This window comes from Janthinobacterium sp. SUN176 (assembly GCF_030587335.1).
In the GTDB taxonomy this organism is placed as follows: Bacteria; Pseudomonadota; Gammaproteobacteria; order Burkholderiales; family Burkholderiaceae_D; genus Janthinobacterium; species Janthinobacterium kumbetense.
On the sequence record NZ_JAPWIA010000001.1, the window covers coordinates 3,127,707 to 3,154,322 of the forward strand.

The following is a 26,616-nucleotide window of genomic DNA, read 5'->3' on the forward strand; positions in this document are numbered from 1 at the left end:
CCCAGCCACTGCCGGAGCCTGCCGTGAAAATCTTCATTATCTCCAGTAACGAGAAACAACTGGCCGCGATGACGGCGCTGTTGCGCGAGCGCCATGCAGGCGACGATATCGACAGCGCCGTCGGCAGCCTGGAACGGCTGGCCGGCACGGCTGAAATGGCCGCGCCAGACGTACTGTTGCTGACGCAGCCCTTCATCGACGATGCCGATCTGGTGCGCATCGAACGCCTGGCCAGCCGCCAGCCCGCCATGGCCATCATCTTGCAGTGCCAGCACCAGGGCAGCGACTTCTTGCTGCAAGCCATGCGCGCGGGGGTACGCGAAGTGCTGCCGCAAGCAGACAACGGCGCCGCCCTGACTACGGCATTGCAGCGCATCGAGGACAAGAGCGCGCGCCACGAGCGGCGCGACGGCAAGATTATCGCCTTCGTCTCGTGCAAGGGCGGCAGCGGCGCTACCTTCCTCGCCGCCAACCTGGCGTATGCGCTGGCGCAGGACAACCAGCGCGTGGCGCTGTTCGACCTGAACCTGCAGTTTGGCGATGCGGCGCTGTTTGTCTCGGATCAGAAACCGGCCGCCACGCTGTCGCACGTGGCACAGCAGATCCACCGCCTCGACCCCTCCTTCCTGAACGCCAGCATGGTGCAGGTGACGCCGAACTTCAGCATCCTCGCAGCTCCCGAAGATCCCGGCCACGCAAGCGACATCAAGCCCGAACACATCGACCAGCTGCTGCATCTGGCGCGCCACGAATACGACTTCATCGTGCTCGATACGGGCCGCGGCCTCGATGCCATCAGCGTACGCGCGCTCGACCACGCCGACATGATCTGCCCCGTGGTGCAGGCAACCCTGCCCTACATCCGCGATGGCAAGCGGCTGCTGCAGGTATTCCAGTCGCTGGAGTACCCGGCCAGCAAGATCCACCTGATCCTGAACCGCCATACGGGTACCGATGAAATCCGCGGGCGCGACCTGGAAGCGGCCTATGGCCACCGCATCTTCCATGCCATGCCAAATCACTACCCAGTGGCGGCAGCCTCGGTCAACCAGGGCGTGCCCGTGCTGAAGCTGGCGCCCGGCAGTGCGCTGGCAAAATCATTGCAGGAGTGCGCGCTCAAGCTGGGCGGCACGCGCGCGGCCAGTACGCCCGGCCTGTTTTCACGCCTGTTCCAGCGTAGCCGGCCCATTCATCTTCGAGGGGAAACAGCATGAGCATCGACATCAATGGCGCCAGCCCCAGCCTGCGCGAACGCCTCGGCAGCGCCCCGGGCGCGAACAGTAATACGGCCTTCGGTGCCGTGCGCGGCGGCAGTATCGACAACCCCGCCTACCAGGAACTCAAGCAGCACGTGCACCAGTCCCTGCTCGACCGCATCGACCTGGAAGGCATGCAGCGCCTGTCCCAGGAGCAGATACGCGACGACCTGAAGATCCTGGTGGGGCGCTTGCTGGAAGAAGACAGCGTCGTCATCAACGACCTTGAACGGCGTACCCTGGTGCGCGACATCCAGGACGAAGTACTGGGCTTCGGGCCGCTCGAACCGCTGCTGAACGACCCGTCGATATCGGATATCCTCGTCAACACGCACCGCCAGGTATATGTCGAACGCCATGGCCAGCTCGAGCTGAGCAACGTCCGCTTCACCGACGATGCGCACCTGATGAAGATCATCGACAAGATCGTCTCGCGCGTGGGGCGGCGCATCGATGAATCGAGCCCCATGGTCGATGCGCGCCTGCCCGACGGTTCGCGCGTCAACGCCATCATCCCGCCGCTGGCCATCGACGGCCCCGTGATGTCGATACGGCGCTTTTCAGCCCAGCCGCTACGGCTTTCCGACCTGGTCGAGCATCACAGCCTGACGCTCGAAATGGCGCAAATCCTGCAGGGCCTGGGCAAGGCCAAGATCAATATCCTGATCTCGGGCGGCACGGGCAGCGGCAAGACCACCATGCTGAACGCGATATCGGGCTTCATCAGCGGCACCGAGCGCATCGTCACCATCGAGGATGCAGCGGAACTGCAAATGCAGCAGCCGCACGTGGTACGCCTGGAAACGCGGCCAGCGAACATCGAAGGCAAGGGCGAAGTGACGCAGCGCGCGCTGGTGCGCAATGCCCTGCGCATGCGGCCCGACCGTATCATCCTCGGCGAGGTGCGCGGTGCCGAGGCGCTCGACATGCTGCAAGCGATGAATACGGGCCATGAGGGTTCGATGGCCACCATCCATGCCAACACGCCGCGCGATGCCTTGACGCGGCTGGAAAACATGATCAGCATGGCGGCCTCCATGTTGCCGGGCAAGGCCATGCGCCAGCAGATCAGCGCAGCCATCGGTGTGGTGGTGCAGGTGGCGCGCCTGACGGACGGCAAGCGCAAGGTGGTGTCGATCCAGGAAATCACGGGCATGGAAGGCGAGATGATCACCATGCAGGAAATCTTCACGTTCCGCCAGACGGGCGTGGCCCAGGACGGTGCCGTCAGCGGCCACTTCCAGGCCAGCGGCGTGCGTCCCCGTTTCCTCGATCGCCTGCGCGCCTTCGGCGTCGTCGTGCCGGAAAGCCTGTTCGATCCCAACCGCCAATACCATTGAGGAGCCACGCCATGGACTACAGTTATTACGTCTTCGGGGCACTGATCTTCATCGCCGTGGTACTGCTCGTCACGGGCCTGTACCAGAGCTGGAACAACGTGCGCGGTCCGGAATCGGAACGGGTGGCACGGCGCCTGCGCGTGATGTCGGCCGGCGCCCACGCGGGCGAGCAGAACACGTCGATGATCAAGCAGCGCCTGCTCAGTGAAACGCCGGTGCTGCAGAAATTATTATTGGAAGTGCCCCGCGTGCATGCACTCGACCGCCTGCTGGAACAGTCAGGATTGACGTGGAGCGTGGCGCAGTGGGCCATGCTGGTGTTGCTGGCCTTCCTCATCGGTCTGGTTGGCGCCAGCCTGATCAACCTGCCCTGGCTGCTGCGCCTGCTGGTAGCGGCCGCCTGCGCGCTGCTGCCCTTTTACTACATCGAGCGCGCCAAGGCACACCGCCTGCAGCGCATCGGCCAGCAATTGCCAGACGCGCTGGAACTCATGAGCCGCGCCCTTCGCGCCGGGCATGCCTTTCCCACAGCCCTGAAGATGGTCGGTGAGGAAATGAACGCGCCGCTGGCCGACGAATTTCGCATCGCCTTCGACGAAGTCAACTTCGGCATCGCCATGCCGGACGCGCTGATGAACCTGGCCACGCGCGTGCCCAGCACGGACGTGCGCTATTTCGTCATCGCCGTGCTGATCCAGCGCGAGACGGGCGGCAACCTATCGGAATTGCTCGACAGCATCAGCCACATCATCCGCGAGCGCATGAAGCTACTGGGACAGGTACGCGTGCTGTCAGCCGAGGCGCGCCTGTCGGCGTGGATCCTGGCGCTGTTGCCATTTGGTGCGGCAGCCATGATTCAGCTGACCAACCCCACCTTCCTGGAGCTGCTGTACCGCGATCCCGGCGGGCAGAAAATGCTGGGTGGCGCCCTGTTGCTGATGCTGCTCGGCGTCATCTGCATGCGTAATATCATCCATATCCGGGTATGATTTTTTTGAGGGGAACGACATCATGACTACCATGCAAATGGGCTTTCTCGGCTTGCTGTTCGTCGCCGTTTTCGCCGGTGCCATGTTCGTGCTGCTGCTGGCCGTACCCGACCCGCTGCGCCACCGTATCAACAGCGTGGGCGCGGCCGGGACGGGCGGCGCCCGCCACTGGCTGACGCATTTCGTCAAGCTGAGCGGACCGCTGGCGCGCCTGTCCCTGCCAGAAGAAGGTTGGGAGACGTCGAAAATACGCCTGCGTTTCATGCATGCGGGCCTGCGCCATCCCTCCGCCCCCCTGCTGTATTTTGGCGCCAAGACAGCCCTCGCCGTGGGCCTGCCTGTGCTGCTGTTCCTGGGCCTGAGCTTGGCCGGCGTGCATTACAGCGGCACGGCATTACTGCTGTGGCTGCTGCTGGCCGCCGGTTTCGGCTACTACCTGCCGAACGGCTGGCTGAACCGCCGCATCCGCCTGCGCCAGCGCGATATCTTTGAAAGTTTTCCCGATGCGCTGGATCTGATGACGGTCTGCGTGGAAGCGGGCTTGGCCATGGATGCGGCGCTGGCGCGGGTGGCTTCCGAAATCACGCTGAAAAGCGCCGTGCTGGCCGAGGAACTGCACCTTCTGACGCTGGAATTGCGCGCCGGCAACTCGAAGGAACGAGCCTTGCGCAACCTCGCCCTGCGCACGGGCGTGGAAGATGTCGATGCCTTGGTCGCCATGCTGATTCAGGCAGAACGCTTCGGCACCAGCATCGCCGCTTCCCTGCGCGTGCAATCTGACCAGTTGCGCACCAAGCGCCGCCAGCTGGCCGAGGAGCAGGCTGCGAAAATTGCCCTGAAGCTACTGTTTCCCCTGATCTTCTTCATCTTCCCTTCGCTGCTGGTCGTCCTCATGGGACCAGCCTTCCTGCAAATCTATCGCGTATTGCTGCCTGGCATGGCCGGTGGCAATTAGGGCCGCAGCCTTCCCGCCTGCTCCCGGCAGTCAGCGCTGCCGGGGGCCAAAGATACCCCCCACCACTCCAACCGCCACTTGCCTGTTCTCCTGACGCCTTCCTGCATTGCCCTCCCCCCTGAAACACGACCTCCTGCCACGATGCCTGGCACCTCAGCCGCTGCGCGTGCCACGGGCCTGCAGGGCCGCACAGGCACGATGCCCGATTCCAGCCTTTGGCAACCACATTACGGATGGCTTCGGGATGTACCCGAACCAAGTCCCTATCAGCAATCAGCGGCCAAGCACCAAGTCCGCTGACAACACCGCACCGATCATGGACGACTGCTAGCAGCAATCATGCCGGACTCGGCTGGCTAAAAACCTCAAGGAGCAAGGTTTGCATATCGTCGCGGGGCACTCCGCCATGCGGTACGAGTATCCCGCCTCATACGCCATCGATTCCTCGGCGAGCGGAAGATTCAGCAGCATAGCCGTATGATGTGCTGGCCGCAGCCTAAGTGCAAGGGCAATAAAAAAGGGCCGGAGGGGATATCCGGCCCTGGCCATCTGTTTTCCGTATCTACATGCTGATACGCAAAATGGCCGAAGCAAGTTTCTCGAAGCAGGGTTTCAACTCGTCGGAGTTGGCGGCGTGACAATAAATTCCAATCGGTTGACCGGCGCCCGCCTTCACACAGCGCGACAGGGCATCCGGCGTGTTGGCCATGCACTTGAGGATGTCTTCGCCCTTGTCGCTGGGAGCGGGGCCATTGGCATTCGTCAGTTCACTGCCCAGGCCCAGGGTGAACACATACATGCCCTCGCTGCGGGCCTTGCTGGCCACCGCTTCAAGCAGGTTGCGCGAGGCCCTGTTGACATTGATCCAGGTGGCCGAATTACTGCTGGTATCGTTGGTGACCGCACGTGGCGTGGCCGTGATGATGGGAAATTCCTGCAGGGCCGGCAGGTTGGTCGGATTATGCGCGTTATACCATTGCGGCAAGGCGGCCGCATCGAGATTCTTGACAATGTTCGAACCCTGGTTGCACTTGCCGGCAGCTGTCGTGCCCTGTTTGTTGATCAGCCACAGGCCGGCCGGCGTCCCGGTGCTGGTACCGTCGCCCGTCACCAGCGAGCCTGGCGTGGTGCAGTCGGCCGGCGTCTTGAACTTGAAGACGGAAGAAATCGTATTGGGCGAACCGTCGGAAAAAAACACGATGACGCGCAGGCTGGAGCGGTTGGCAAGAGCGATGCTGTTGAGCTGATCGCGCCCATTCCACATGCCTTCGGTCGAATTCGTCAAGCCGTCAAATGAATACTTGCCTATGGTCGTTTTCATGCCCGCCTGGTCGAAACCGCGCGCCACCTTGCTGATCGGCGTATCGACTTCGGCGCCGTAGGAAAAATGGATCAGGGCCATGCGATCCAGCGCCGGATTGAATTTGCTGAGAAACAGCTGCGCGCTGCTGATGACGGTGGAGCCGACGGGCGACAGCGAACCCGAGGTATCCATCACGAAGGCCAGGTCCAGGTCCTTGCGAATAGTTTGCGCCGCGGCGCTGACCGTCAGCAAATTGAACCCCAGCACACGCATCAGGGTCACGGGCACGACGGCAGTGGCCGCCGCATCGATCGTCACCTTGCCCGCGTCAAAGGTCACGGTGGGATCGTTGAAGGTGGGTGTGGCCCCCAGGTAGCCAGTAGGAAAATTCGCGGCAAAGAACTTTTGCGCTGCGGCCTGGGCGCTGGCCCGCTGCGCCGCTTCACCCACGCCTTGCGTGACGGCGCGCGCGGCGGCGATACTGGCCGCGTCGACGGCCGCATTGAGCTTGGAGCGGATGATGAAGCCCAGGCCGGAATCGATGGCCAGGCCCACCGCACCAATCAGCACCACCATCGACAGGCCGATGACGATCAGAACTTGCCCCTTTTGTTTTCCAGTCTGCCTGCGTATGCTTTTCATGGTCTTCTCCCGGTGCCTGCACGAGCGCCTGCACGTGCGCCTGCGCAATGATGACAGCGTGTCTAAAAAATGGTCTTGGCGTACAGATTGCCACTCAGCTGGGGCGTTTGCGCGCCAAAGCCCAGGCTCATGCCAGCGAACAGGATGTTGGCGCGATATAGCCCCTCGACGACATAAATAATTTCGCCGTTGGCCAGCTGGTTGCTCATGGCATCATTGATGGGCGAACCGGCGCTGGGGATGCTGGTGCACTTGCCCGTGCCGTCGCTGGCCCAGTTGCTGCAGCTCCATACCTTGCTGGCCTGTTGCGGCCCCTGAGTCCAGCGGTAATGCTCAAGGATGACGTTCTGCTTACCGGGGCCATTGCCCATGATCTTGCTGATGTACATGCTGCCATTGCTGGCCATGTCAAGCGGCGGTGTCGTCATCGCCAGCGCCGTCATGATGGTTTGCGGGTCTTGCGACGAGCGCGAGGCCAGGTTGGCGCCTTCGCGACTCAGGTTGGTAAGGATCATGTCGCCTTGCACGATGCGCGCCAGGTCAAAGACGGGTATCGCCATCATCAGCAGGAAAGGCAGGACCAGGGCGAATTCCACAGCGGCCACGCCCTGCTGGCTGCGCGTGCGCGCCAATAGTTTGGATGGTGTCATCAGAAGGCCTCGTTACGCATGGTGGCAGCGACGCTGAAGGCATACTGGCCCGGCACGCTGGTGGACGTTTTGGGATTGAGCAAAGCCATCAAGCGCCATGCGGGCGTGATGACGGGCCAGGTGCAATTCACCTGCAAGACGACGATATCGCCTGCCGCGCCAAACATATTGTTGTTGTACGCGGATGGCGCTTGCGATACGCCATTGACCACTACCACTGGGCTGACCATGGCATACAGGCCGACCGAACTGTCTTTGATCTTTTGTAGCACAGCCTCATAGCGCTGCTTGTTGGCGCTGGCGGGATCGAGGTTGTTCTGTCCCGTGATGGAGTAACGGGCTCCTTCGCGCACCGCGTACTGCATCGTCAGGTTAACCCAGAACATGACTCCCAGTTCCATGATCATGGCGATGAGGAAAAAAAGAATAGGGGCGATCAAGGCAAACTCCACCAGCGCCGCGCCGCGCGATGGTTTTTTCATTCGCAACATTCCCCTACAGTTGTTTCTAGTCTGCATAATTTACTCGCTTGGACAGGTTGCTCTCGGTCTTGCGCCGACGTTGCAATAAAACCAAATAAATTGTTCTTTGTATAATTTAATTTAGGTAATGCTAAGCCGAAAGTCAAGGTCTGAATATGCAGAAATTTATGCGCGTAGGAAAATTCGCGGGGGAAAGAAAATTAGCGCGGCAGCAAGGTACGGTCACGGGGATCGAGCAGGAAGCCCTGCAGGATCTCCTGCAGTTGCGGCAGCTTCGCCACGTAGGCGGGGATGCCCAGCTGGCGCGCGCCGAAGTAGTGGGCGATGAGGTCGCCCTGCTGTTCCATGTTGAAGTCGGACAGGACGCCGCCCGCCTGCGCGTCGTAGCGGTAGGCGCGCTGCCGGATGTAGCCGCCGCACAGCGCCAGCAACACGCCATGCAGCAGCACGCTGTAGCCGAGCTGGTATTGCCACACATGCACCATCTCGTGGATGAAGAACAGCTTGCCGCCATTGCCTTCGCGGGAAAAATCGTCGCGGTACTGGGCCGGCATGAAGTGCAGGCTGCCGCGCGGCGTCATCGCCGTGTTCTGGTCCTGCAAGCCGAACGGTAAAAAGGAGCCGCGCACGACGCGCACGCGCGCGTAGTCGATGGCGCCCTGGAAGACGCTGCGGGCCATGGCAGTTTCGCCGATGGTGAGGGGACGGCGCAAGACGCGCATAAGAAGAGGAGAAGAAAGCGCGGCAGGCATGCAGGCCTGCCGCATTATCAAAGCGTCAAGTTCCTGACAGAAGCGTAGCGAGCGGCAGCGATTTGTGGCCAAGAAGCGCAACCGTGCTGGAGCACGGTGAGCATCGCAGGCCGCAAAGGGCGACGCGCAGTAGCTTATGTCAGGTACGACTAAACCGAGCGCAGGCCGCTGGCTGCCTTGGCGATTTCCGTGATGCGGTCCCAGTTACCGGCCGCGATCGCGTCTTTCGGCGTCAGCCACGAACCGCCCACGCAGGCGACGTTCTTGCACGCCAGGAACTGCGACGCCGTCTCTTGCGAGATGCCGCCCGTCGGGCAGAACGTGATGTCCGGCAGCGGGCCGTAAATGGCGTTGAGCATGCCGATGCCGCCCGCCGGCACGGCCGGGAACAGTTTCAGCTGCTGGAAGCCGTTTTCACGCGCCGCCATCACTTCGCCCGGCGTCATCACGCCTGGCAGCAGGGGCAAGCCGCTGCTTTTCGCCGCCGCCACCAGGGCGGACGTCAGGCCTGGCGAGACGCCGAAGACGGCGCCCGCGTCGCGCGCCTGGGCGAATTCCTCGGGACGGGTCAGGGTGCCGACGCCGACGATGGCGCCCGGCACTTCCGACATGGCGCGGATCGCTTCCAGGCCGTGCTTGGTGCGCAGGGTCACTTCCAGCACGCGGATGCCGCCCGCCACCAGCGCGCGCGCCAGCGGTACGGCGTGTTCAGGATCGTCGATCGCAATCACGGGGATCACGCTCGAGGTGCGCATAATTTCCAGTAGTGTCATGGTCATCTCTTATTTCCTAGCCAAAAAGTCTTCATCGGAACCCGGTACGGTATCACCGACATTGTCGGCGTCGTGCAAGGCGACGGTGGTGGGAATCGGCGACGGCAGGCCGAAGGTGGTGGCACCCTCTTCCGCCGCGCTGACGGTGGAACGGAACATGGAAAACAGCTCGCGGCCCATGCCGATGTGGTTCGGCGACAGGTCGGCAGTGACCAGCGAACGGGCATGCCAGACGTCGGCCGGCACCAGCGCTTCGAGCACGCCCGTGAAGGCGTCGAGGCGGATGATGTCACCGTCGCGCACCAGGCCCAGCGGGCCGCCAGCGAGGATTTCAGGCGAGACGTGGATGGCGGCCGGCACCTTGCCCGACGCGCCCGACATGCGGCCGTCGGTGACCAGCGCCACGTGGCGGCCCGCATCCTGCAGGTTGGCCAGCGCCGGCGTCAGCGCATGCAATTCCGGCATGCCGTTGGCGCGCGGGCCCTGGAAGCGCAGCACGGCGACGAAGTCGCGGTCCAGCGATCCCGCCTTGTAGGCGGCCATGAAATCTTCCTGCGAATTGAACACCAGGGCAGGCGCTTCCACCGTGCGGTGCTGCGGCTTGACGGCCGAGACCTTCATCACGGCGCGGCCCAGGTTACCCGCGACCAATACCATGCCGCCGTCCGGCGCGAACGGGTTCGAAGCCGGACGCAGCACGCTTTCGTCGGCGCTGGCAGCCGGTGCATCTTTCCAGAAGACCTTGCCGTCTTCGCCCAGGAACGGCTCCATGCAGTGCGCGCGCAAACCGTGGCCCAGGATGGTGTTGACGTCTTCGTGCAGCAAGCCCGCGTCCAGCAGTTCGCGGATCAGGTAACCCGTGCCGCCGGCCGCGTGGAAATGGTTCACGTCGGCGTCGCCGTTCGGGTAGATGCGCGTGAGCATCGGCACGATGGCCGACAGCTCGTTGAAATCGTTCCAGTCGATGACGATGCCGGCCGCCTTGGCGATGGCCACCAGGTGCAAGGTATGGTTGGTCGAACCGCCCGTGGCCAGCAAGCCCACGACGGCGTTGACGATACATTTCTCGTCGACAATATGGCCGACTGGCAAGTAATTGGCGCTTTGCGCCGTGATGCCGGCGGCGCGCTGGGCGGCGGCGGCGGTCAGCGCATCGCGCAGCGGCGTATTCGGCGTGATGAAGGCAGCGCCCGGCAAATGCAGGCCCATCACTTCCATCAGCATCTGGTTGCTGTTCGCCGTACCGTAGAAGGTACAGGTGCCGGCGCCGTGGTAGGCTTTCGACTCGCCTTCGAGCAAGTCTTCGCGCGTGGCCTTGCCTTGGGCATACAGTTGGCGCACCTTGGCTTTTTCCTGGTTCGACAGGCCCGATGTCATCGGACCGGCCGGCACGAAGACGGCCGGCAAGTGGCCGAAGTGCAGCGCGCCGATCAACAGGCCCGGCACGATCTTGTCGCACACGCCCAGGTACAGGGCCGAGTCGAACATATTGTGCGACAGCGCCACGGCCGTCGACATGGCGATGGTGTCGCGCGAGAACAGCGACAGTTCCATGCCCGGCTGGCCTTGCGTCACGCCATCACACATGGCGGGCACGCCGCCGGCGAACTGGGCAACAGCGCCCACTTCGCGCACGGCTTGCTTGATAATCTGCGGGAAGCCTTCAAACGGCTGGTGCGCCGACAGCATGTCGTTGTACGAGGAAACGATCGCCACGGACGGCTTCTTGTATTCCTTCAGCGACAGCTTGTCGTTGGCGGGAAAGGCGGCAAAGCCGTGCGCCAGGTTGGTGCACGACAGGGCGCCGCGCTGCACGCCCTGGATGCGGGCAGCATCCAGGTGCGCCAGATAGGCGCCGCGCGATGGCCGGCTGCGCGCGATGATGCGCGCTGTTACGGATTCGACTACTGGATGCAGCGCCATATGGATTTCCTTAAAAATGAGTATTTCGTGAAATTTTACTACAAAATGACGAAGAAGAAGCACTCTTGCATGGGCCAACAACACAAATAAGCCACGGATTGCGGCGTATCAAAGCAAACCCGGGCAATATCGCGTATCAGCACCGGCCAACTCCTCTCTTGTATACCACTGGCGCAATCGCTAAAAAAAGCACAACAAAATCAGCTTCGCATCACAAACTGTAGTGAAATTACGTTTTTCTGATGTATTATTCTCACATCAACGCCGGATCCGCAGTTCGCCACCCCGAACGCGCCGCGCTCCTTTCAACCGAGACAAGCACCCAAGCCGACCGCCATGCGCCAGCCAGCACCTACTCCTGCCATCACCGCCACCGCCAGTTTCCAGTCCCTGCAAGCGCACAGCGCCAGCCTGCGCGACGTGCATCTGCGCCAGTTGTTCGCGGCCGACCCCGCGCGCTTTGCCAGCATGACGGTGGATGCGGCCGGCCTGCTGCTCGATTACTCGAAGAACCGGGTCGACGCCACCGCCATGGGCCTGCTGATGGAACTGGCCCGCGAGCGCGGCGTGGAAGCGCAGCGCGAAGCCATGTTCACTGGCGAGAAAATCAATCTTACCGAACATCGGGCCGTTCTGCATACCGCCTTGCGCGCGCCGCGCGGCACGAAGCTGGTGGTCGATGGCCAGGATATCGATGCCGACGTGCAAGATGTGCTGCAACGCGTCAAGGCGTTTACGGACAAGGTGCGCAATGGCAGCTGGCTCGGCTACACGGGCAAGCCGATTTGCGACATCGTCAACATCGGCATCGGCGGCTCGGACCTGGGCCCGAAAATGGCGTGCCTGGCGCTGCGTTCCTACGCCAACCCGGGCCTGGAAATGCACTTTGTTTCCAACGTCGACGGGCACGACATGGAAGCAACCCTGTCGAAAGTCGATCCGGAAACGACCCTGTTCATCGTCGCCTCGAAAACTTTTGTTACGGCTGAAACGATGCTTAACGCCAACACGGCGCGCGCCTGGTTCCTGCTCGAAGGCGAAGAAAGCGACTTGGCCAAGCATTTTGTGGCCGTCTCGACCAACACGCAAGCCATCGTCAACTTCGGCATTTCCCCGGACAACATGTTCCCGTTCTGGGACTGGGTCGGCGGCCGCTATTCCGTCTGGTCGTCGATCGGCCTGGCCGTGGCGCTGTCCGTCGGCTTTGAATACTTCAGCGATTTCCTCGCCGGCGCGCATGCGATGGACCAGCACTTCCGCCAGGCCCCACTGGAACAGAACATGCCCGTGGTGCTGGCCATGGTGGGCTTCTGGAACCGCCAGTTCCTCGATTGCGGCTCCGTTTCCATCGCGCCTTACCACCAGGACTTGAGCCGCTTTGCTGCCTATCTGCAACAGTTGGACATGGAAAGCAACGGCAAGCGCGTCACCAAGGATGGCGTGCCCGTCGGCGTGCCGACCGGCCCCGTCATCTGGGGCGATTGCGGCACGAATGCGCAGCACGCGTATTTCCAGCTGCTGCACCAGGGCACCGACATCACGCCCATCGACTTCATCGCCGCCCTGCGCGCCACGCACGATTTGCCCGGCCACCACGACGCCCTGCTGGCGAACTGCTTTGCCCAGTCGGAAGCCTTCATGACGGGCAAGACGGGCGAGGAAGTGCGTCTTGACTTGCAGGCGCAAGGCTTGCCGGACAGCGAGATCGAAGCGCTGGTGCCGCACAAGACGTTCCCCGGCAACCGCCCCAGCAATACCATTTTGATGGATCAGCTGACCCCGACCACCCTGGGCGCCCTGATCGCGCTGTACGAACACAAGACCTTCGTGCAGGGCGTCTTGTGGAATGTCAACAGTTTTGATCAGTGGGGCGTGGAACTGGGCAAGGTACTGGCCAAGAAAATCCAGGCCGAACTGACGGGCGAAGCCCGTCCCGACCATCACGACAGCTCGACCAATGGCTTGATTGCCCTGGCGAAAGCCGCCAAGGCAGCGTATTAACTTAATTGAGGTTTATGAATATTTACGAGATCAAGGTAGTCAGCGACAAAGCCATGCAAGTGGGCGAATGCCCGCTATGGCATGGCAAGGAAGCGGCCCTGTACTGGGTCGACATCGATGGCCGCGCCGTGCACCGCCTGCACCCCGCCAGCGGCAAGCATGAACAGTGGAGCATGCCGACGGAACCGTCGGCGCTGGCCATCAACGCGGGCGGCGGCCTGATCGTGGCCTTGCGCAGCGGCTTTGCCCACCTCGACACGAAGACGGGCAGCCTGGCGGAAATCGCCCCGGCGCCGTTCGACATGGCCACCACGCGCTTCAACGATGGCAAGGTCGACCCTGCCGGCCGCTTCTGGGTCGGCACGATTTTCGAGCCGCGCAACGCCGATGCGGCAGAAATGTTCGTGCTGGAAAAGGGCCATGTGCGCAAGGTCTGGTCGGGCGGCATGACCGTATCGAACGGCCTGGGATTTTCCCCGGACAAGCGCACCATGTACCACTCGGATACCACCACGCACCGCATCGACCGCTTCGATTTCGACGCGGCGAGTGGAGTCATTTCCGCGCCGCAACCATTCCAGCGTTTTTCCACGGACAAGAAAGCCTTTGATTACGGCGGGCGCCCCGATGGCGCGGCCGTCGACAGCGAGGGCAATTACTGGTCGGCCATGTTTGAAGGCGGCAAGATCTTGCGCTTCGCCCCCGATGGCCATTTGCTGGGCGAAATCGCCGTGCCTGTGCGCTGCCCCACCATGGTGACGTTCGGCGGCCCGGACCTGCGCACCTTGTACATCACCAGCGCCAGCCATAACCGCTCGGCCGAGGAAATTGCCAACCACCCTTTGAGCGGCCACGTGCTGTCCGTGCGTGTGGACGTGGCGGGACAGCCGGAACACCTGTATCAGGCGTAATCGTTTGCCCGCATAAAAAAAGCGCCGGACCCTCGCGGGTACCGGCGCTTTTTCACATGCGAGCGCGCGAATCAGCGCGCCAGCACTTTACGGATCGTCTCCGCCAGTTCAGCCGCCACAAACTTGGCGACATAACCATCGGCGCCCACGCCCTTGACGTGGTCTTCGTTGGTCGAGCCCGTCAGCGACGAGTGGATCACCACGGGGATGTTGGCGAAGCGGCCATCGTTCTTGATGTTGCGCGTCAGGGTAAAGCCATCCATTTCCGGCATTTCCAGGTCGGTCAGCACCAGCGCGACCTTGTCTTTCGCCGTCTTGCCTTCCGTGGCGGCCTGGGCCGAGATCGCCTGCAGGCGCTCCCACGCTTCCTTGCCCGTCTTGGTCATGATGAAAGGCACGCCCATCGCTTCGAGGCCCTTCTCGATCAGCGAGCGGGCCAGCGAGGAATCGTCGGCCGCGAGGATCACGGCGCCGGCCGGCAAGCGCACTTGCGGGCCGATGCTGTTCTCGTCCACGTCCGGGTCACCCGACGGCAGCACGTTGCGCAGGATTTGTTCCACGTCAAGCACTTGGGCCAGACGCGTCTTGTCCGTGTCGCCATCGAGGCGCGCGATGCTGGTGACGAGGCCGCCGCCGACGCTCGATTCGGCCGACAGCACCTGATTCCATTCCAGGCGCACGATTTCATCGACCTCTTCCACGGCAAACGCCTGTGTCGAGCGGGCAAATTCGGTCACCATCAGGATCTTCAAACCATTGCTCTTGCAGCCGACCGCCATCGGCAAGTCGATCACGGGCACGATCTGGCCACGGATGTTGACCACGCCCAACATGTGGGGGTGCGAACCGGCCACGGCCGTGATGGCCGGCATTTCCATGATTTCACGGACTTTGAACACATTGATGCCGAATAGTTCGCGGCTGGTCGAGTGATCACTGGTGCCCAGCTTGAACAGGAACAGTTCGAATTTGTTATTGCCTGTCAGGCTGGTGCGTTCATCGACATCTTGCTGCATTGAATTCATTGTGTCCCCTTGAGCCGTCTTGTAAAGTTAAGTCGCCTGCCCTGATGCTGCGGACAGTGCGGACTGCACGTCGCATGGACGTCGGATGGCGGGTTCGGGGCATGGCCGGCGCTAGCGGTGCAGTGTATGTCGTACAATTTCTTACAACCAATAGTTGCTATCGATTCGAGCTTGAATTATACGGTTTTTTACTTTCTTCAAAGCTACTTTACGCTGCCAACAGCGATCCTGACAGTATTTCTTGATTTGCTTGTTGCTACAGCGCAAATGATGATGGAGAGAATCGAAAATTTCCCTGGCAACCATGGTTGCTTTGAAAAGCCAATGAAAAGCAGGACGCTGCGCCGACGCCGGCGAACGGCATATAATGGCCAGGCCGACATCGCTGGCATGCATACCGGGCAAAATGGCGACGGCAGCGGAGGGAATGTAGTAAAATTTCTTGCAATTGCCTGTTCTACGTAGTAAATTTACACCATCGATTATAGTAGCGACAGACTGGCACTTCCGGTCGGCTTCCTCCCCGCTCCGGCCCTTTTACTTTTGCGACGACACTCACTTATGGCACTTACCGATTTTGACCTGGTCCTGTTTGGCGGCAGCGGCGATTTAGCAATGCGCAAGTTGTTGCCTGCAATGTATGCGCGCGACGTCGCGAACGATTTGCCGCCGACGGCGCGCATCATCTGTGTGGGCCGCCAGGACAGCGGCCAGGATGCTTTCCTGAAAATGGTAGAGACCAACTCGCGTCCCCACATCAAGGCCAGCACCCTGAATGCCGCCACCTGGAGCAAATTCTGCGCGCGCATCGTGTATGTGTCGCTCAACGCCAGCGATGCGGCCACGTACGCGCCGCTGGTCGAAGCGCTGCGCGGCGATGCCGACCTGACGCGCGTGTACTACCTGGCGACGCCGCCGCATTTGTTCGCCCTCATCTGCGACAACCTGGAAGACAACGGCCTGGTGACGCCGAATTCGCGCGTGGTCCTGGAAAAACCGCTGGGCCGCGACCTGGCCAGCGCCAAGCAGATCAATGCCGAAGTGGGCAAGGTCTTCCAGGAATCGCAGATCTACCGCATCGACCATTACCTGGGCAAGGAAACCGTGCAGAACTTGCTGGCCCTGCGCTTCGGCAACATCCTGTTCGAACCGCTGTGGCGCCGCGAATGGATTTCCGACGTGCAGATCACCATCGCCGAAAAGCTGGGCGTGGGCAACCGCATGGGTTACTACGACACCTCGGGCGCGCTGCGCGACATGCTGCAAAACCACTTGCTGCAACTGCTGTGCATCGTCGCCATGGAGCCGCCGACCTCGATCGCGCCGGACGCCGTGCGCGATGAAAAACTGCAAGTGTTGCGCTCGCTGAAAAAATTCACGCCCACTACCCTGGCGCAGAACATCGTGCGCGGCCAGTACCGCGCCGGCCACGTCGATGGCGCCACCGTGCCGAGCTACCGCGACGAGCCGGACGCGCCGGAACACTCGCGCACCGAAACCTTCGTTGCCCTGAAGGCGGAAATCGACACCTGGCGCTGGGCCGGCGTGCCGTTCTACCTGCGCACGGGCAAGCGCATGGCTGACAGCCTGGCCGAGATCGTCGTGCGCTTCAAGCAGATTCCGCACTCGATCTTCAACCAGCCGACGTCCAGCTTCCAGCCGAACTGCCTGGTGATCCGCTTGCAGCCGGACGAAGGCTTGCGCATGAACCTGATGGCGAAAACCCCGGGCGACGGCATGCGCCTGAAACCGGCGGAACTGGAACTCGATTTCCGCGAATCGTTCAAGACCCCGCGCATGGACGCCTACGAGCGCCTGCTGCTCGACGTCCTGCGCGGCCAGCTGACCCTGTTCATGCGCGGCGACGAACTGGAAGCGGCCTGGGAATGGGTCGAGCCGATTCTCGACAACTGGGAACAGAACGACAGCGCGCCGATTCCCTACACGGCCGGCACCTGGGGCCCCGCGGCCGCCAGCGCCCTGATCGGCCGCGATGGCTTGCAGTGGCGTGAAGAGGCGCTTCCTGAAGACTAGTTTGGAAGCGCAAGGAGTCTGGCCTTGCAAGGCCAGACCGTTACGCAGGCGTGGAGCGGTGCTCCACGAATTCCCTGCTTCACCGTTGCCAGTCCCCGAGTTCCCGAAAACTAACCCAGAAGATTACCCTGATGCTGCTTGACTCCATCCGCACCCAGCTCGATTCGCTCTCCAAGTCGGAGAAGAAGGTCGCGCTGGCCGTGCTTGACCAGCCGAACCAGACGGTCAGCCAGAACATCACGGCGCTGGCGAAAAGCGCACAGGTGTCGGAACCGACCGTGGTGCGCTTTTGCCGCACCCTGGGCTACGACGGCTGGCATGAATTCAAGCTGAAGCTGGCGCAGGGTCTGGCCCTGGCCATGCCGGGCGCGAACGAGCAGCCGGCGCAGGACGACCTGGCTGCCGACCTCGTGAATAAAATCTGCAGCCGCTCGATCAACACCCTGCTCGACCTGCGCAACAACCTGAACCCGGAAGCGATCCAGCGCGCGCTCGACATCCTGTCGCGCGCCAGCAAGATCGAATTCTATGGCCAGGGTACGTCGGGCATCGTGGCGGCCGACGCGCAGCACAAGTTCTTCCGCTCGGGCGTGCCGACGGTGGCGTACAGCGACCCGAACATCCACAGCATCGCGGCAGCCCTGCTGCGCGGCGGCGACTGCCTGGTGGCGATCTCGCAGCGCGGCAACAGCCCCGCCCTGGTCCGCTCCGTGAAACTGGCGCGCCGCGGCGGCGCCGACGTCGTCGTGCTGGCCCCATCGGGCACGCCGCTGGCCGACCTGGCGACCGTCCTGATCCCGATCGACCTGGTCTTCAACACCGACCCCTACACCCCGATTTCTGCCCGCCTGGCCTACCTGGTGGTGATCGACGTACTGGCCGTGGGCCTGGCCCTGCAACGGGGACCGGAATTCCGCAAGAAGATGCAGAACGCGCAGAAGGCGCTGCAGGAATTCGACATGCAGTTCGACTCCTTCATCGGCTGATCCCCCCATCGGCTCCAGCCTCGCTGGAGCCTCTGCTTTGTGCGACAGGCATCAAGGCATATCAGCCGGTTTTCCGGAATGAAGAATAGGATGAATTTTACTATCGCCATCCACATTTGACACAACCACTCTCACCTCGTCATTTTCAAAAAAATGCATATAGATATCTCCTGGCCTATCATATTTTTCCACTTCCACCATTTTTTCTTTAATAATATGCTGTAGTCCATCCGGCATATCCCACCGCACCCGAACCATCATTCTGGGATACCACACTCTCGGGATAGAGGCGCAACAGATTTCTGCTCCTCCCGCCCCCCATCTCGCCATATCCGCGCCTCCGGCTCCATCCACCGACGCGGAGTAAATAAAATTCCCGGTATGGTTCACAATACCCACCTGCGCCGTCGCGGTAGGACTTGGGCGGGCTTCCTCGACCTGCCTGGCCTTGAGGGCACAGCCGCTCAGCAGCAGGGCAGTGCCAAGATAAATAATCCATTTCATAATTTTCACCTTGCAAAAAATACCACGTGGTTTTTCTACTTCACTGCCACATACGGCAATAAAAATAGGGGACTGCCCACGCTTGAATGCCTCAAGAAAAAGTGATGGGAATCGGTCCAGAAAAGAAATTTTTATCGATCATCCTATCAAGGAAGATTGGCAGGCTTTCCAGAATGAAGAATAGGATGGTTTTTACTATCGCCGTCCACATTTGACACAACCACTCTCACCCCGTCATCGGGGAAGAAATGCATATAGATATCCCCGGGCTCATCGTATTTTTCCACTTCCACCATTTTTTCTTTGACAATATGCGTATGCTCTTCCGGCATATCCCACCGCACTAGAACCATCATCCCCGCATACCATACCCGCGGGATGGATGCGCAGCAAACCTCGGCTCCTCCCGCTCCCCATCTGGCCATATTGGCGCCTCCTGCCCCATCCACCGATGCGGAGTAAATATACTTCCCCGTATGGTTGACAATACCCACCTGCGCCGTCGCGGTAGCACTTGAGCCGGCGTCCTCAACCTGCTTGGCCGTGAACGCACAGCCGCTCAGCAGCAAAGCAGTGCCAAGATAAATAATCCATTTCATGATTTTCCTTTCGGCTCCAGCCGCGCTGAAATCACGCCCTATGCGAGCGCCTCGATCCGCATTGCATAGCGCTGCTGCGCCAGGTAAATCTCTTCATCGGCTTTGGCTTGCGCAATATCCTGTGTTAAGTTTTCACTCCACACGAATTTTTCGGGTGTTTCTTCCGCCTGGATGCCGGCCGTCGGCATGCGTTGCAATTCCTTCTCGTGCACGCTTTTCCGGAAAAAGCCGCTTTGCGGGTAGTAGCCACGGCGCAAGATATAGCCGCCACCCTCGCGACGCGTATAGGTTTGCGTGGTGATCACCGCACTGCGCATGTCGGCGCTGTCGGCATCCGTACGGATTGGGTAGGGGGTGCCGTACTGCGCTTCCTTGACCAGTGCGTCCTCTTCCGGCGTCAATGCTTCGCCATTCTTCTGTTTCAATTGCGCAACTTCGGTCTTTCGGCTCAGTTCATACGCGCGTTTATAAAAGCCTTCTTCAGGCGGTTTATCGGCGAACGAGGCGATCTTGGCCCGTTTATCGTATTCCGTCACTTCGCCCGCCATATAGAATCCGGCCAGGGAATCGTGTACATAGTCGTCAAAAAAACGCATCACTTCGGGCGGCAGTGGTTTTGGGTGATCGAATATGTCGAGCGCCCAAGCTTCCCAGTCATCCAGCGGTGTATGATTTTGCGCGCGATAGTATTGCCAGTGATTGATGCGCGCAATATCCCGGGCGCTGAACGGTTTATCCTCATCGCCATGACGAAAGGCTTTGCGTGCGCGCAGCGCTTCCAGATCGCCCGCCAGCAAACGGTTGTAGGAACCCAGATCCTCCCGCTCCTGCGCGTTGGCCGCCTTGAAGCTGGCCGTGGCTTCCAGGGTCTTGACGCGCACGGCGCGCCAGCGGTAATACAGCTCCATATGCTTGCTCAGCAAGGCGCCTTGCTTGTTAAGCTCGGCGGTATATGCTTCCCATGCCTTGGCAAGCTCTTGACTGACCTGGAAATCATCTCGGTCCGTTGCCTCCAGTTCGCTGAACGGTATCAAAGGCACTCCCTTGAGGCGCGCCTCCTTGAACATATGCGCCAGCGGAATTTGCGACAACAAGGCTGCTTGTCCGCCGCGTCCCTTTCCCTGCTCGCCCGGACCATAGCCGCCTCCCACGTCGGAGTGCACGCCAGGAAAATACACTTCCTCGATTTTCCCTTCCAAGCGTGTAACGGGGAAATTCATGCGCTGCTCATGCGTGGCAATGCAATGCAAGCCTGCCTGAACGCAGCGAGGCAGCGGCTTGAGCAATTCATTGGCCCAGGCCCAATGGCCATCGAACATCGCGCCAGGCGCGATCGTGGTTTTCGCGACAGACGCCGAACTGCCCACGGTTGCCACCGTGTCGAATACGCCAAGAAAATCGATGCTGGCCGGAATGCCGGCAAACTCCTGCCCCTCACCTTTGCCCGGCGTGAGCAAATCGGCAAACAGCTGGCAGAATGCCACCGCCTCGGCGGCGCCACGCGAAAAACCGAACACCGACAAGGTCAGCGATGGAATATGCGGCTTGGGTTGTGCCGCCACCGCCACTTTGAGTTTTTCAATATGCTCAGCGAACCAGTCCGAGTGGGTCATGAAGCGCTCCCTGCCGGTTGAGGGATGCGGCACCTTTTTGTGGCCTACGGCATTATCATAAGTACGGGCAAGTTCGCCAGCCTTATCTGATTTATATAATGGAGTTTCATCTCCATAAACCGTTCGATGAATTGCATTTAAAACCTGCAATAAGCCCCAGATAATACGCGGCTGCCCTCCTTTGGCAAAAGCCTTCCCCTCGTCCGATTCAGTCAATTCACCAATTTCCTTAAATGGCGTTCCCACGCCAGGAATATAATTTCGAAAATATCCCGCACCCCGTTTATTCGAGGGAAAACTCGAAAATAGCCGCGCCACATTGCTATGGCTGGCACTATTGGGGTCGACCACAACATTAGCTATAGGAATGGGCTTTTTTGTTCTTGGATCGAGCACACCTGTCCTAACCCCATTCCTATCGCGCTCCAGATTATTATTGGTTCCATCAAAGAAAAGTCCAACCCTCACTGGAATACTGCACGGCGCGCCATCTTTCTTTTCACATGCCTCCTTGGCAATTTCGGATTGCTCTTTCGTCAACGGCTTTAAAAAAAAACCGACGGGAAACGGCGCGGAATGGGGAGTTTCACTGATCATAATATCAAGGAATATTGGCAGGTTTTCCGGAGTGAAGAATAGGATGAGTTTTTGCCCCCCCTCCAGCATTTGACACGACGACTCTCACCTCATCATTGGGGAAGAAATGCATATAGATATCCCCTGGTTCATCGTATTTTTCCACTTCAACCATTTTTTCTTTGACAATATGCGTATGTTCTTCCGGCATATCCCATCGCACCCGAACCATCATTCCCGGATACCATACCCGAGGAATAGAAGCACAGCAAACATCAGCTCCCCCCGCTCCCCACCTGGCCATATTGGCGCCTCCCGCTCCATCCACTGACGCGGAATAAATATACTTCCCCGTATGGTTGACAATACCCACCTGCGCCGTCGCGGTAGGACTTGGATTGACGTCCTCAACCTGCCGGGCCTTGAAGGCGCAGCCGTTCAGCAGCAAGGCCGCACCAAGATAAATAATCCATTTCATCATTTGCACCTTATAAAAAATGCCACGCCATTTTTCATTTTACTGCCACACGTGACAATAGAAAACATAGAACTCCCACGCGTCGCAAATGGTTTAAGAAAAACCAGGAAAATGTGCAAGAGTGGAGTTTCATTAATCGAAATAAACCTCTAAGGATTGATATTTTCCGGTTTTCCATAGTGGCGTATCGGATGAGCAGTGCTATATCCGGGATAAATTGAAACCACAACCCGAACTTCATCGTCTGGAAAAAAATGGATATAAATACTTCCCGTTTCATCGTATTTTTCCACTTCCACCATTTTTTCTTTGATAACGTCGGTATGCCCTTCAGGCATATTCCAACGCACCAGGACTTTCATTCCCGGATACCACACTCTCGGGATAGAGGCGCAACAGATTTCTGCCCCCCCCGCCCCCCACCTGGCCATGTTGGCGCCTCCGGCCCCATCCACCGATGCGGAATAAATATATTTCCCCGTATGGTTGACAATACCCACCTGCGCTGTCGCGGTAGGACTTGGGCCGACTTGCTCAACCTGCCTGGTCTTGAGGGCGCAACCGCTCAGCAGCAAGGCGGTGCCAAGATAAATAATCCATTTCATGATTTTCCTTTTATAAAAGTGAGCAGTTGAGGGAGCAAGGCTAGGCAGCCGAGCGCGCCTGCCAGAAATCGTCGGGCAGCGTGTCGAGTTCGGAGAGGTAATTCGCACCTTGGCGCGTACGCCGCAACAGGCTGGCCATCGCCGGATGCACGGTAAAATCGTCGGCCAGCATCAAGGCCAGGGCGCTGAAATGCTGACGCTGACCCGCCGCCTCGATGCCGCTGGCGTTTGCCACAAGCAAATGACGCGCCACGCGCGCGTGGCACTCGGCCGGGGTGCCGGAATGAAACAGGTCCGGCTGCACATCATGCAGATTGGCCAGGATGGCATCGGCTTCGGCGGTATCCACCAGGGCTGCGAAGGCGGCGTCACTGAGGGGGAACTTGTCAAACTCCGCCGGAACGGGACTGGGCAGCGCCTCGCCCTGCCAACTGATCAGGGAACCATCGCGCCGCAGCGACCACCAGCGGTAGATGGGGCTCAGCAAATGCGCATATTGGGTTTGCGTCAAGGCCGCCAGCAAGGCCGGCAATGTGCGCGTATCAGCCCAGCGCACGGGTAGCTCAATGACTTAGCTTGCCTTACACCGTCTTCGCTTGCTCCACCGCATCGGCAGATCTGTGATGGGCCATCGCGATACCGCGCTGTTCCTTGTGCAAAACAGGCAGCATGCCCGCATACTGAGCACCCGTCGGCTTGAAGCTATCCGATCCCATGTAAATCCGCCGGAAACGCAAGTAGCCACCGCCCATGAGTTTGCTCTCGCGTCCGCCCTTGTCCGGCTCGATCGCATCCATTTCATTTTCGGTGCCTTTGACCGCTTTGTATCGCAGCAATTGCTCTTTTTCAGCCTTGCTCAAATTATAGGGATTGGGTTTACCAGGGTCGGCATCCGGTCCGCTCTCCCAGTCACGGGCTCGCTCTTCCTGCGCCACAAGCAATTCCAGCGCATACCACAAGTCGGGAATGTCTTTCCCCAGCGGTTTGAACCACGCGCGCGAGTCATGTACGAACTGTTCAAAAAAATTGCTTACTTCGGCAGGTAGCGCCGGTTTGTCCCAAAATTCGGCGATAGGTTTCCATTCGGGATTACGGGGTTGCCCTCTACTGTTGCTCGTGCGCTGATCGATGCGCCACTTCTCAAAGCTTGCAACCTCTTCCTCCAGCTCTTTGTCCGCCATCGTGAGATCAGTAAAATCGAATTTCCCGCTTTTATAGCTTGTTGCCAGATTCTTGACATTCGGCAAATCTCCCATCTTGCCTAGCACTTTCTTGCGCCACTGTATGTACAGCATGTGCTGGAATTCCATGACCCTATGGAGCCGCAATGATGGCTCAGCTCCTTGCTGCGCATGGCAAAAGCCGATATACGCATTGAAGGTGGCTATTGTGCGCGGATCGATGCGAAAGGCCCGCTTCGTCTTTTCACTGGCCTCTTCCAGCTTCAGCGGCACCCCAGCCACGCGCGCCGCCCGGTACATCGTGGCCAACGTAATGCGCGACATCAAGTCGCCTCCGCTTGGATCTGTACCGCGCCCTTGTTCTTGCGGCAAATAGCCGCCTCCGATGTCCGAGTGAACGCCAGGAAAAACAATTTCCGTGCAATTGGCGGGAATATTGCCCAGGTGAGCAACGGAGTCCAAGGGAAAAGACCGGCGCACTTCATGCGCCGAGACCAGATGCAGGCACTTGCTTGGCCCCGGTGCCGTGGGTATTTTGAGCGACACTTCGGTGTCGGCCCAGCCACCATGTCCGTCCACCACCACGTTCAGGAGGGGTGCTGAAGCCGCCAAGCCAACCGAAGCGACGGTATCGAACAGACCCATAAAGTCAAACGTCACCTCAATGGTGCCAATACTTAACTTACGCTCCTTGAAGTCCTTGATAACGGCCAGTTGCGCAGCCTGGTTGCATAGTTGCGCATCTAGCTGGCATAACCAGATAAACCAGTTGGCAAACGCGCGCGCTTCGGCCGCGCCGCGCGAAAAACCGAACATCGACACGAAAATATTGATCACCCTGCCTTTCTTGGCGTCTTTCCCCGGCGCCCGAACCGGTACAAATGGCCGCAAATTGCTGTGCAACTTTTGCAAAGCTTGCGTAAAAGCGTTCTCCAATGCAGGTGAAGGCTGCACTTTGCTGGGCAAACTGAGCGTATTGAAGCCCTCTTTAAACAATTTATCGTCCACCAAAGGAGCATCGGTATAATATCTGTGCACATTATTGAGTGCTTCCACCAATGCCCAGATGATGCGATTCTCGCCCTTGTAGGCAAAAGCCAGACCGCGCGCCCGGTCGCTGCTGAGGATGCTAAATCCCTCGCCCGTATCGCCAACCTCGTCGAAGCGTGTGCCGACCCCGGGGACGTAGGTGCGAAAATAACTCTTGTGGTATTTTGTTTCCAAGTCCGGCCAGGCATCGCTGCCATGCGTGTCTTTACCACCGGGAAATGCGTGATACAAACGTGCCACATTACTATGCGAATGAAATGCCAGATCCCGTTTCATATTATTATTAGTGCCATCGAAAAAGAAGCCGAAAAACAGATTGACATCACATGGCGGTGGGAAACCGGGAAGTGGGCATTCACGATCTCTAATAAACTCAAAAATCTTTGGCAATTCATTAACTTCATCAAAAAATCCATCTCTGTCAGACGGATCATTTTTATCAACAGAATAGCTTTTGGCTAAAAAAGCAGTCATGGATTTCCTTCCAAGCTTTGGATGACTTTTTTCTGAAACTCAATGATTTCCTGAATCTCCTTTACCTTCTCATCTGGCAAAGAATTCCCTCTAAGCAACAGTCCTCTTTCCAGCGTAAGTAAGCTAGCTTTTTCTCTATTCAATTTCTGCTTGCGGCGCTCATCCCGATACTCCTTCGTCGGCACCGGATACCCCTTGATTTTTCCCGGCCACTCCGGTCGGCTCGGTCCGTAAAGCGACACCACGGCGCCAACGCTGCCATCTTCATAGACGATCAGCCAGATATCGCCCGCCTTCCCATCCGGATACGGTGGAACACTGACCGTCTCGCGATGAAAGGTCGGGTCCGGGGACAACTGATAGACCACCACCACCTTCAAATCCGCATGCCACTTTTCCGGCACGCTGAAACAGCATATCGATCCGCCCTGCCCGTATGGACGGATCGAATCGCCACCGCCGCCGCTGTTGGTATTGCCAGGATTTTCAACCGCGATGTAATCGACTTCGCGCGAAGAATAATTCAGCGCCTGAATGCTCGCGGCCATGGCGATGCCGGGTAAACATGCGGCCAGCAAGAGGCATCGCCACAGCCTCTGCCTGAACAAGACAATCATGACTTTGTCTCCACCGATAACGTCGACACATCGACAGAGGATTGCTCTGCTAGCCATAGTTCAAACAATGCAGCTGGCATTTGTGCCTGTGCAGGTTCAGCTAGCCAGGACGCAAGTTGCGGCCGTGCTTGCAGGCCTGGATTTTCGAGGCCAAATATACATACGTCAAATCGATCTGGCGGTGCTTCGAGCCGTGCATGATCGGCACAATCCAGCCAATATTCGACCAAGGCATGGGCGTGTTCTGCAGTATGGGGCTCTAACAAGCGAGGGCTAGTCGCGCGCACTTGGAACAGGATACCGTCGCCTTCCGCCGCGCGCATCAGTTGAGCGCATTGCTGCTCGCTTAACGATATGCCAACCGCCGCCGGAAGCGCCTCACCAGGCAAGGTCAAGTCATCCCAATCGCCGTTGCGCGTGACATATTGCCAATGGTGTGCCGGTCCGCAAAACTGGCCCAACTGCTGCGCCGTCAATATCTTGAAAAGCTGCGGCAAAATGCGGGTATCGGCAAACGACAATGCCACCGTATAGTCGGCGGCGTCAACAATGCACCATGGCGCCAAACGGGCCGCCAGTTGTTTCAACGGCTCCGGCGTGACAATCAAACTGAGCGCCGGATGACCATTGGCTTTCTCAAGCAGTCGTTCCCAAGTAAAACGACCTGCATCGCGAAACTCAACCAGCAGCGGAGAAACTGTCAAAGTTTCTTCATCAGCACATGGCGTACCGGCAAACAGCAACTCATATTGCAGGTGCTGCGCACGCTTAAGCAATGGATAACACGACTCGTCAAAAACACCATCGACCAGCGCATAAATATGCGCATCGGGAAATTGGCAGCGAAACGCCTGCAAGCGCGTGTGCAATGATGCTTTCCAATCTGCGGGAAACATA

The 26,616-nt window shown here is 59.4% G+C and carries 25 protein-coding genes; 9 read left to right on the plus strand and 16 right to left on the minus strand.

What is annotated here, in order from left to right:
- Positions 1 to 23 precede the first annotated feature (23 nt).
- From O3299_RS14100 to O3299_RS14115, 4 genes are read left to right on the plus strand one after another with little or no spacing between them, the layout of a single operon-like run.
- Positions 24 to 1,214: an AAA family ATPase gene (locus O3299_RS14100; RefSeq protein WP_305052897.1), complete on the plus strand. Its 1,191-nt coding sequence runs from the start codon at positions 24 to 26 to the stop codon at positions 1,212 to 1,214.
- Positions 1,211 to 2,596, plus strand: a complete 1,386-nt coding sequence (locus O3299_RS14105; RefSeq protein WP_369812179.1) for a CpaF family protein — start codon at positions 1,211 to 1,213, stop codon at positions 2,594 to 2,596. The genes O3299_RS14100 and O3299_RS14105 overlap by 4 nt, the downstream gene beginning before the upstream one ends.
- An 11-nt stretch (positions 2,597 to 2,607) precedes the next feature.
- Complete coding sequence (locus O3299_RS14110; RefSeq protein ID WP_305056046.1) at positions 2,608 to 3,585, plus strand: type II secretion system F family protein; 978 nt, start codon at positions 2,608 to 2,610, stop codon at positions 3,583 to 3,585.
- 22 nt (positions 3,586 to 3,607) lie between these two features.
- On the plus strand, positions 3,608 to 4,540 hold the full coding sequence (locus O3299_RS14115; RefSeq protein WP_305052899.1) for a type II secretion system F family protein: 933 nt from the start codon (positions 3,608 to 3,610) through the stop codon (positions 4,538 to 4,540).
- 562 nt (positions 4,541 to 5,102) lie between these two features.
- Here O3299_RS14115 and O3299_RS14120 read toward each other — a convergent pair.
- The 6 genes from O3299_RS14120 to edd form a co-directional block, all read right to left on the minus strand.
- Positions 5,103 to 6,485 (minus strand): vWA domain-containing protein, encoded by a 1,383-nt coding sequence (locus O3299_RS14120; protein ID WP_305062533.1) that lies wholly within the window; start codon positions 6,483 to 6,485, stop codon positions 5,103 to 5,105.
- Positions 6,486 to 6,547: 62 nt separating this feature from the next.
- A complete protein-coding gene (locus O3299_RS14125) occupies positions 6,548 to 7,135 on the minus strand; it encodes a TadE/TadG family type IV pilus assembly protein (protein ID WP_305062534.1) in 588 nt (195 codons plus the stop codon).
- On the minus strand, positions 7,135 to 7,617 hold the full coding sequence (locus tag O3299_RS14130; RefSeq protein ID WP_305062535.1) for a TadE/TadG family type IV pilus assembly protein: 483 nt from the start codon (positions 7,615 to 7,617) through the stop codon (positions 7,135 to 7,137). Before O3299_RS14130 ends, O3299_RS14125 begins: the two co-directional genes overlap by 1 nt.
- A 200-nt stretch (positions 7,618 to 7,817) precedes the next feature.
- Positions 7,818 to 8,330: a Rhs element Vgr protein gene (locus tag O3299_RS14135; protein WP_305062536.1), complete on the minus strand. Its 513-nt coding sequence runs from the start codon at positions 8,328 to 8,330 to the stop codon at positions 7,818 to 7,820.
- Between the two features lie 188 nt (positions 8,331 to 8,518).
- A complete protein-coding gene (eda, locus tag O3299_RS14140; protein ID WP_035821279.1) occupies positions 8,519 to 9,148 on the minus strand; it encodes a bifunctional 4-hydroxy-2-oxoglutarate aldolase/2-dehydro-3-deoxy-phosphogluconate aldolase in 630 nt (209 codons plus the stop codon).
- 3 nt (positions 9,149 to 9,151) lie between these two features.
- A complete protein-coding gene (gene edd, locus O3299_RS14145; RefSeq protein WP_305052904.1) occupies positions 9,152 to 11,065 on the minus strand; it encodes a phosphogluconate dehydratase in 1,914 nt (637 codons plus the stop codon).
- Positions 11,066 to 11,401: 336 nt separating this feature from the next.
- Between edd and pgi the strand changes: the two genes are divergently transcribed.
- Positions 11,402 to 13,066, plus strand: a complete 1,665-nt coding sequence (pgi, locus tag O3299_RS14150) for a glucose-6-phosphate isomerase (RefSeq protein WP_305062537.1) — start codon at positions 11,402 to 11,404, stop codon at positions 13,064 to 13,066.
- A 14-nt stretch (positions 13,067 to 13,080) separates the two neighbouring features.
- A complete protein-coding gene (locus O3299_RS14155; RefSeq protein ID WP_305062538.1) occupies positions 13,081 to 13,977 on the plus strand; it encodes an SMP-30/gluconolactonase/LRE family protein in 897 nt (298 codons plus the stop codon).
- A gap of 71 nt (positions 13,978 to 14,048) precedes the next feature.
- Here O3299_RS14155 and O3299_RS14160 read toward each other — a convergent pair whose 3' ends face one another.
- Positions 14,049 to 15,002, minus strand: a complete 954-nt coding sequence (locus O3299_RS14160; protein WP_070281275.1) for a chemotaxis protein — start codon at positions 15,000 to 15,002, stop codon at positions 14,049 to 14,051.
- A 126-nt stretch (positions 15,003 to 15,128) separates the two neighbouring features.
- Between O3299_RS14160 and O3299_RS14165 the strand changes: the two genes are divergently transcribed.
- The 3 genes from O3299_RS14165 (at position 15,129) to O3299_RS14175 (ending at position 18,022) form a co-directional block, all read left to right on the plus strand.
- Positions 15,129 to 15,467 carry a hypothetical protein gene (locus O3299_RS14165; protein ID WP_305062539.1) on the plus strand — a complete coding sequence of 113 codons (339 nt, stop codon included), beginning with the start codon at positions 15,129 to 15,131 and terminating at the stop codon, positions 15,465 to 15,467.
- A 96-nt stretch (positions 15,468 to 15,563) separates the two neighbouring features.
- Entirely contained in the window at positions 15,564 to 17,036 is a 1,473-nt protein-coding gene (gene zwf / locus O3299_RS14170) for a glucose-6-phosphate dehydrogenase (RefSeq protein ID WP_034750861.1), read from the plus strand.
- Between the two features lie 131 nt (positions 17,037 to 17,167).
- Positions 17,168 to 18,022: an SIS domain-containing protein gene (locus tag O3299_RS14175; protein WP_034750862.1), complete on the plus strand. Its 855-nt coding sequence runs from the start codon at positions 17,168 to 17,170 to the stop codon at positions 18,020 to 18,022.
- Positions 18,023 to 18,073: 51 nt separating this feature from the next.
- Here O3299_RS14175 and O3299_RS14180 read toward each other — a convergent pair whose 3' ends face one another.
- From O3299_RS14180 to O3299_RS14220, 9 genes are all read right to left on the minus strand, one after another.
- Positions 18,074 to 18,526: a DUF3304 domain-containing protein gene (locus O3299_RS14180; protein WP_099666894.1), complete on the minus strand. Its 453-nt coding sequence runs from the start codon at positions 18,524 to 18,526 to the stop codon at positions 18,074 to 18,076.
- Positions 18,527 to 18,672: 146 nt separating this feature from the next.
- Positions 18,673 to 19,125 carry a DUF3304 domain-containing protein gene (locus O3299_RS14185; protein WP_251350339.1) on the minus strand — a complete coding sequence of 151 codons (453 nt, stop codon included), beginning with the start codon at positions 19,123 to 19,125 and terminating at the stop codon, positions 18,673 to 18,675.
- 38 nt (positions 19,126 to 19,163) lie between these two features.
- A complete protein-coding gene (locus O3299_RS14190) occupies positions 19,164 to 21,404 on the minus strand; it encodes a DUF2235 domain-containing protein (RefSeq protein ID WP_305062540.1) in 2,241 nt (746 codons plus the stop codon).
- Positions 21,340 to 21,795: a DUF3304 domain-containing protein gene (locus O3299_RS14195; RefSeq protein WP_099666891.1), complete on the minus strand. Its 456-nt coding sequence runs from the start codon at positions 21,793 to 21,795 to the stop codon at positions 21,340 to 21,342. Before O3299_RS14195 ends, O3299_RS14190 begins: the two co-directional genes overlap by 65 nt.
- A 146-nt stretch (positions 21,796 to 21,941) precedes the next feature.
- Positions 21,942 to 22,397 carry a DUF3304 domain-containing protein gene (locus O3299_RS14200; protein WP_180278710.1) on the minus strand — a complete coding sequence of 152 codons (456 nt, stop codon included), beginning with the start codon at positions 22,395 to 22,397 and terminating at the stop codon, positions 21,942 to 21,944.
- A gap of 40 nt (positions 22,398 to 22,437) precedes the next feature.
- Positions 22,438 to 22,953 (minus strand): hypothetical protein, encoded by a 516-nt coding sequence (locus O3299_RS14205; protein WP_305062541.1) that lies wholly within the window; start codon positions 22,951 to 22,953, stop codon positions 22,438 to 22,440.
- A gap of 25 nt (positions 22,954 to 22,978) precedes the next feature.
- Positions 22,979 to 25,102 (minus strand): DUF2235 domain-containing protein, encoded by a 2,124-nt coding sequence (locus tag O3299_RS14210; protein ID WP_305052911.1) that lies wholly within the window; start codon positions 25,100 to 25,102, stop codon positions 22,979 to 22,981.
- A complete protein-coding gene (locus tag O3299_RS14215) occupies positions 25,099 to 25,719 on the minus strand; it encodes a DUF3304 domain-containing protein (RefSeq protein WP_305052912.1) in 621 nt (206 codons plus the stop codon). The genes O3299_RS14210 and O3299_RS14215 overlap by 4 nt, the downstream gene beginning before the upstream one ends.
- The gene (locus O3299_RS14220) at positions 25,716 to 26,615 is read right to left on the minus strand and encodes a DUF4123 domain-containing protein (protein ID WP_305062542.1); all 900 of its coding nucleotides are present in this window, start codon (positions 26,613 to 26,615) and stop codon (positions 25,716 to 25,718) included. The genes O3299_RS14215 and O3299_RS14220 overlap by 4 nt, the downstream gene beginning before the upstream one ends.
- Between the last annotated feature and the right edge of the window lies 1 nt (position 26,616).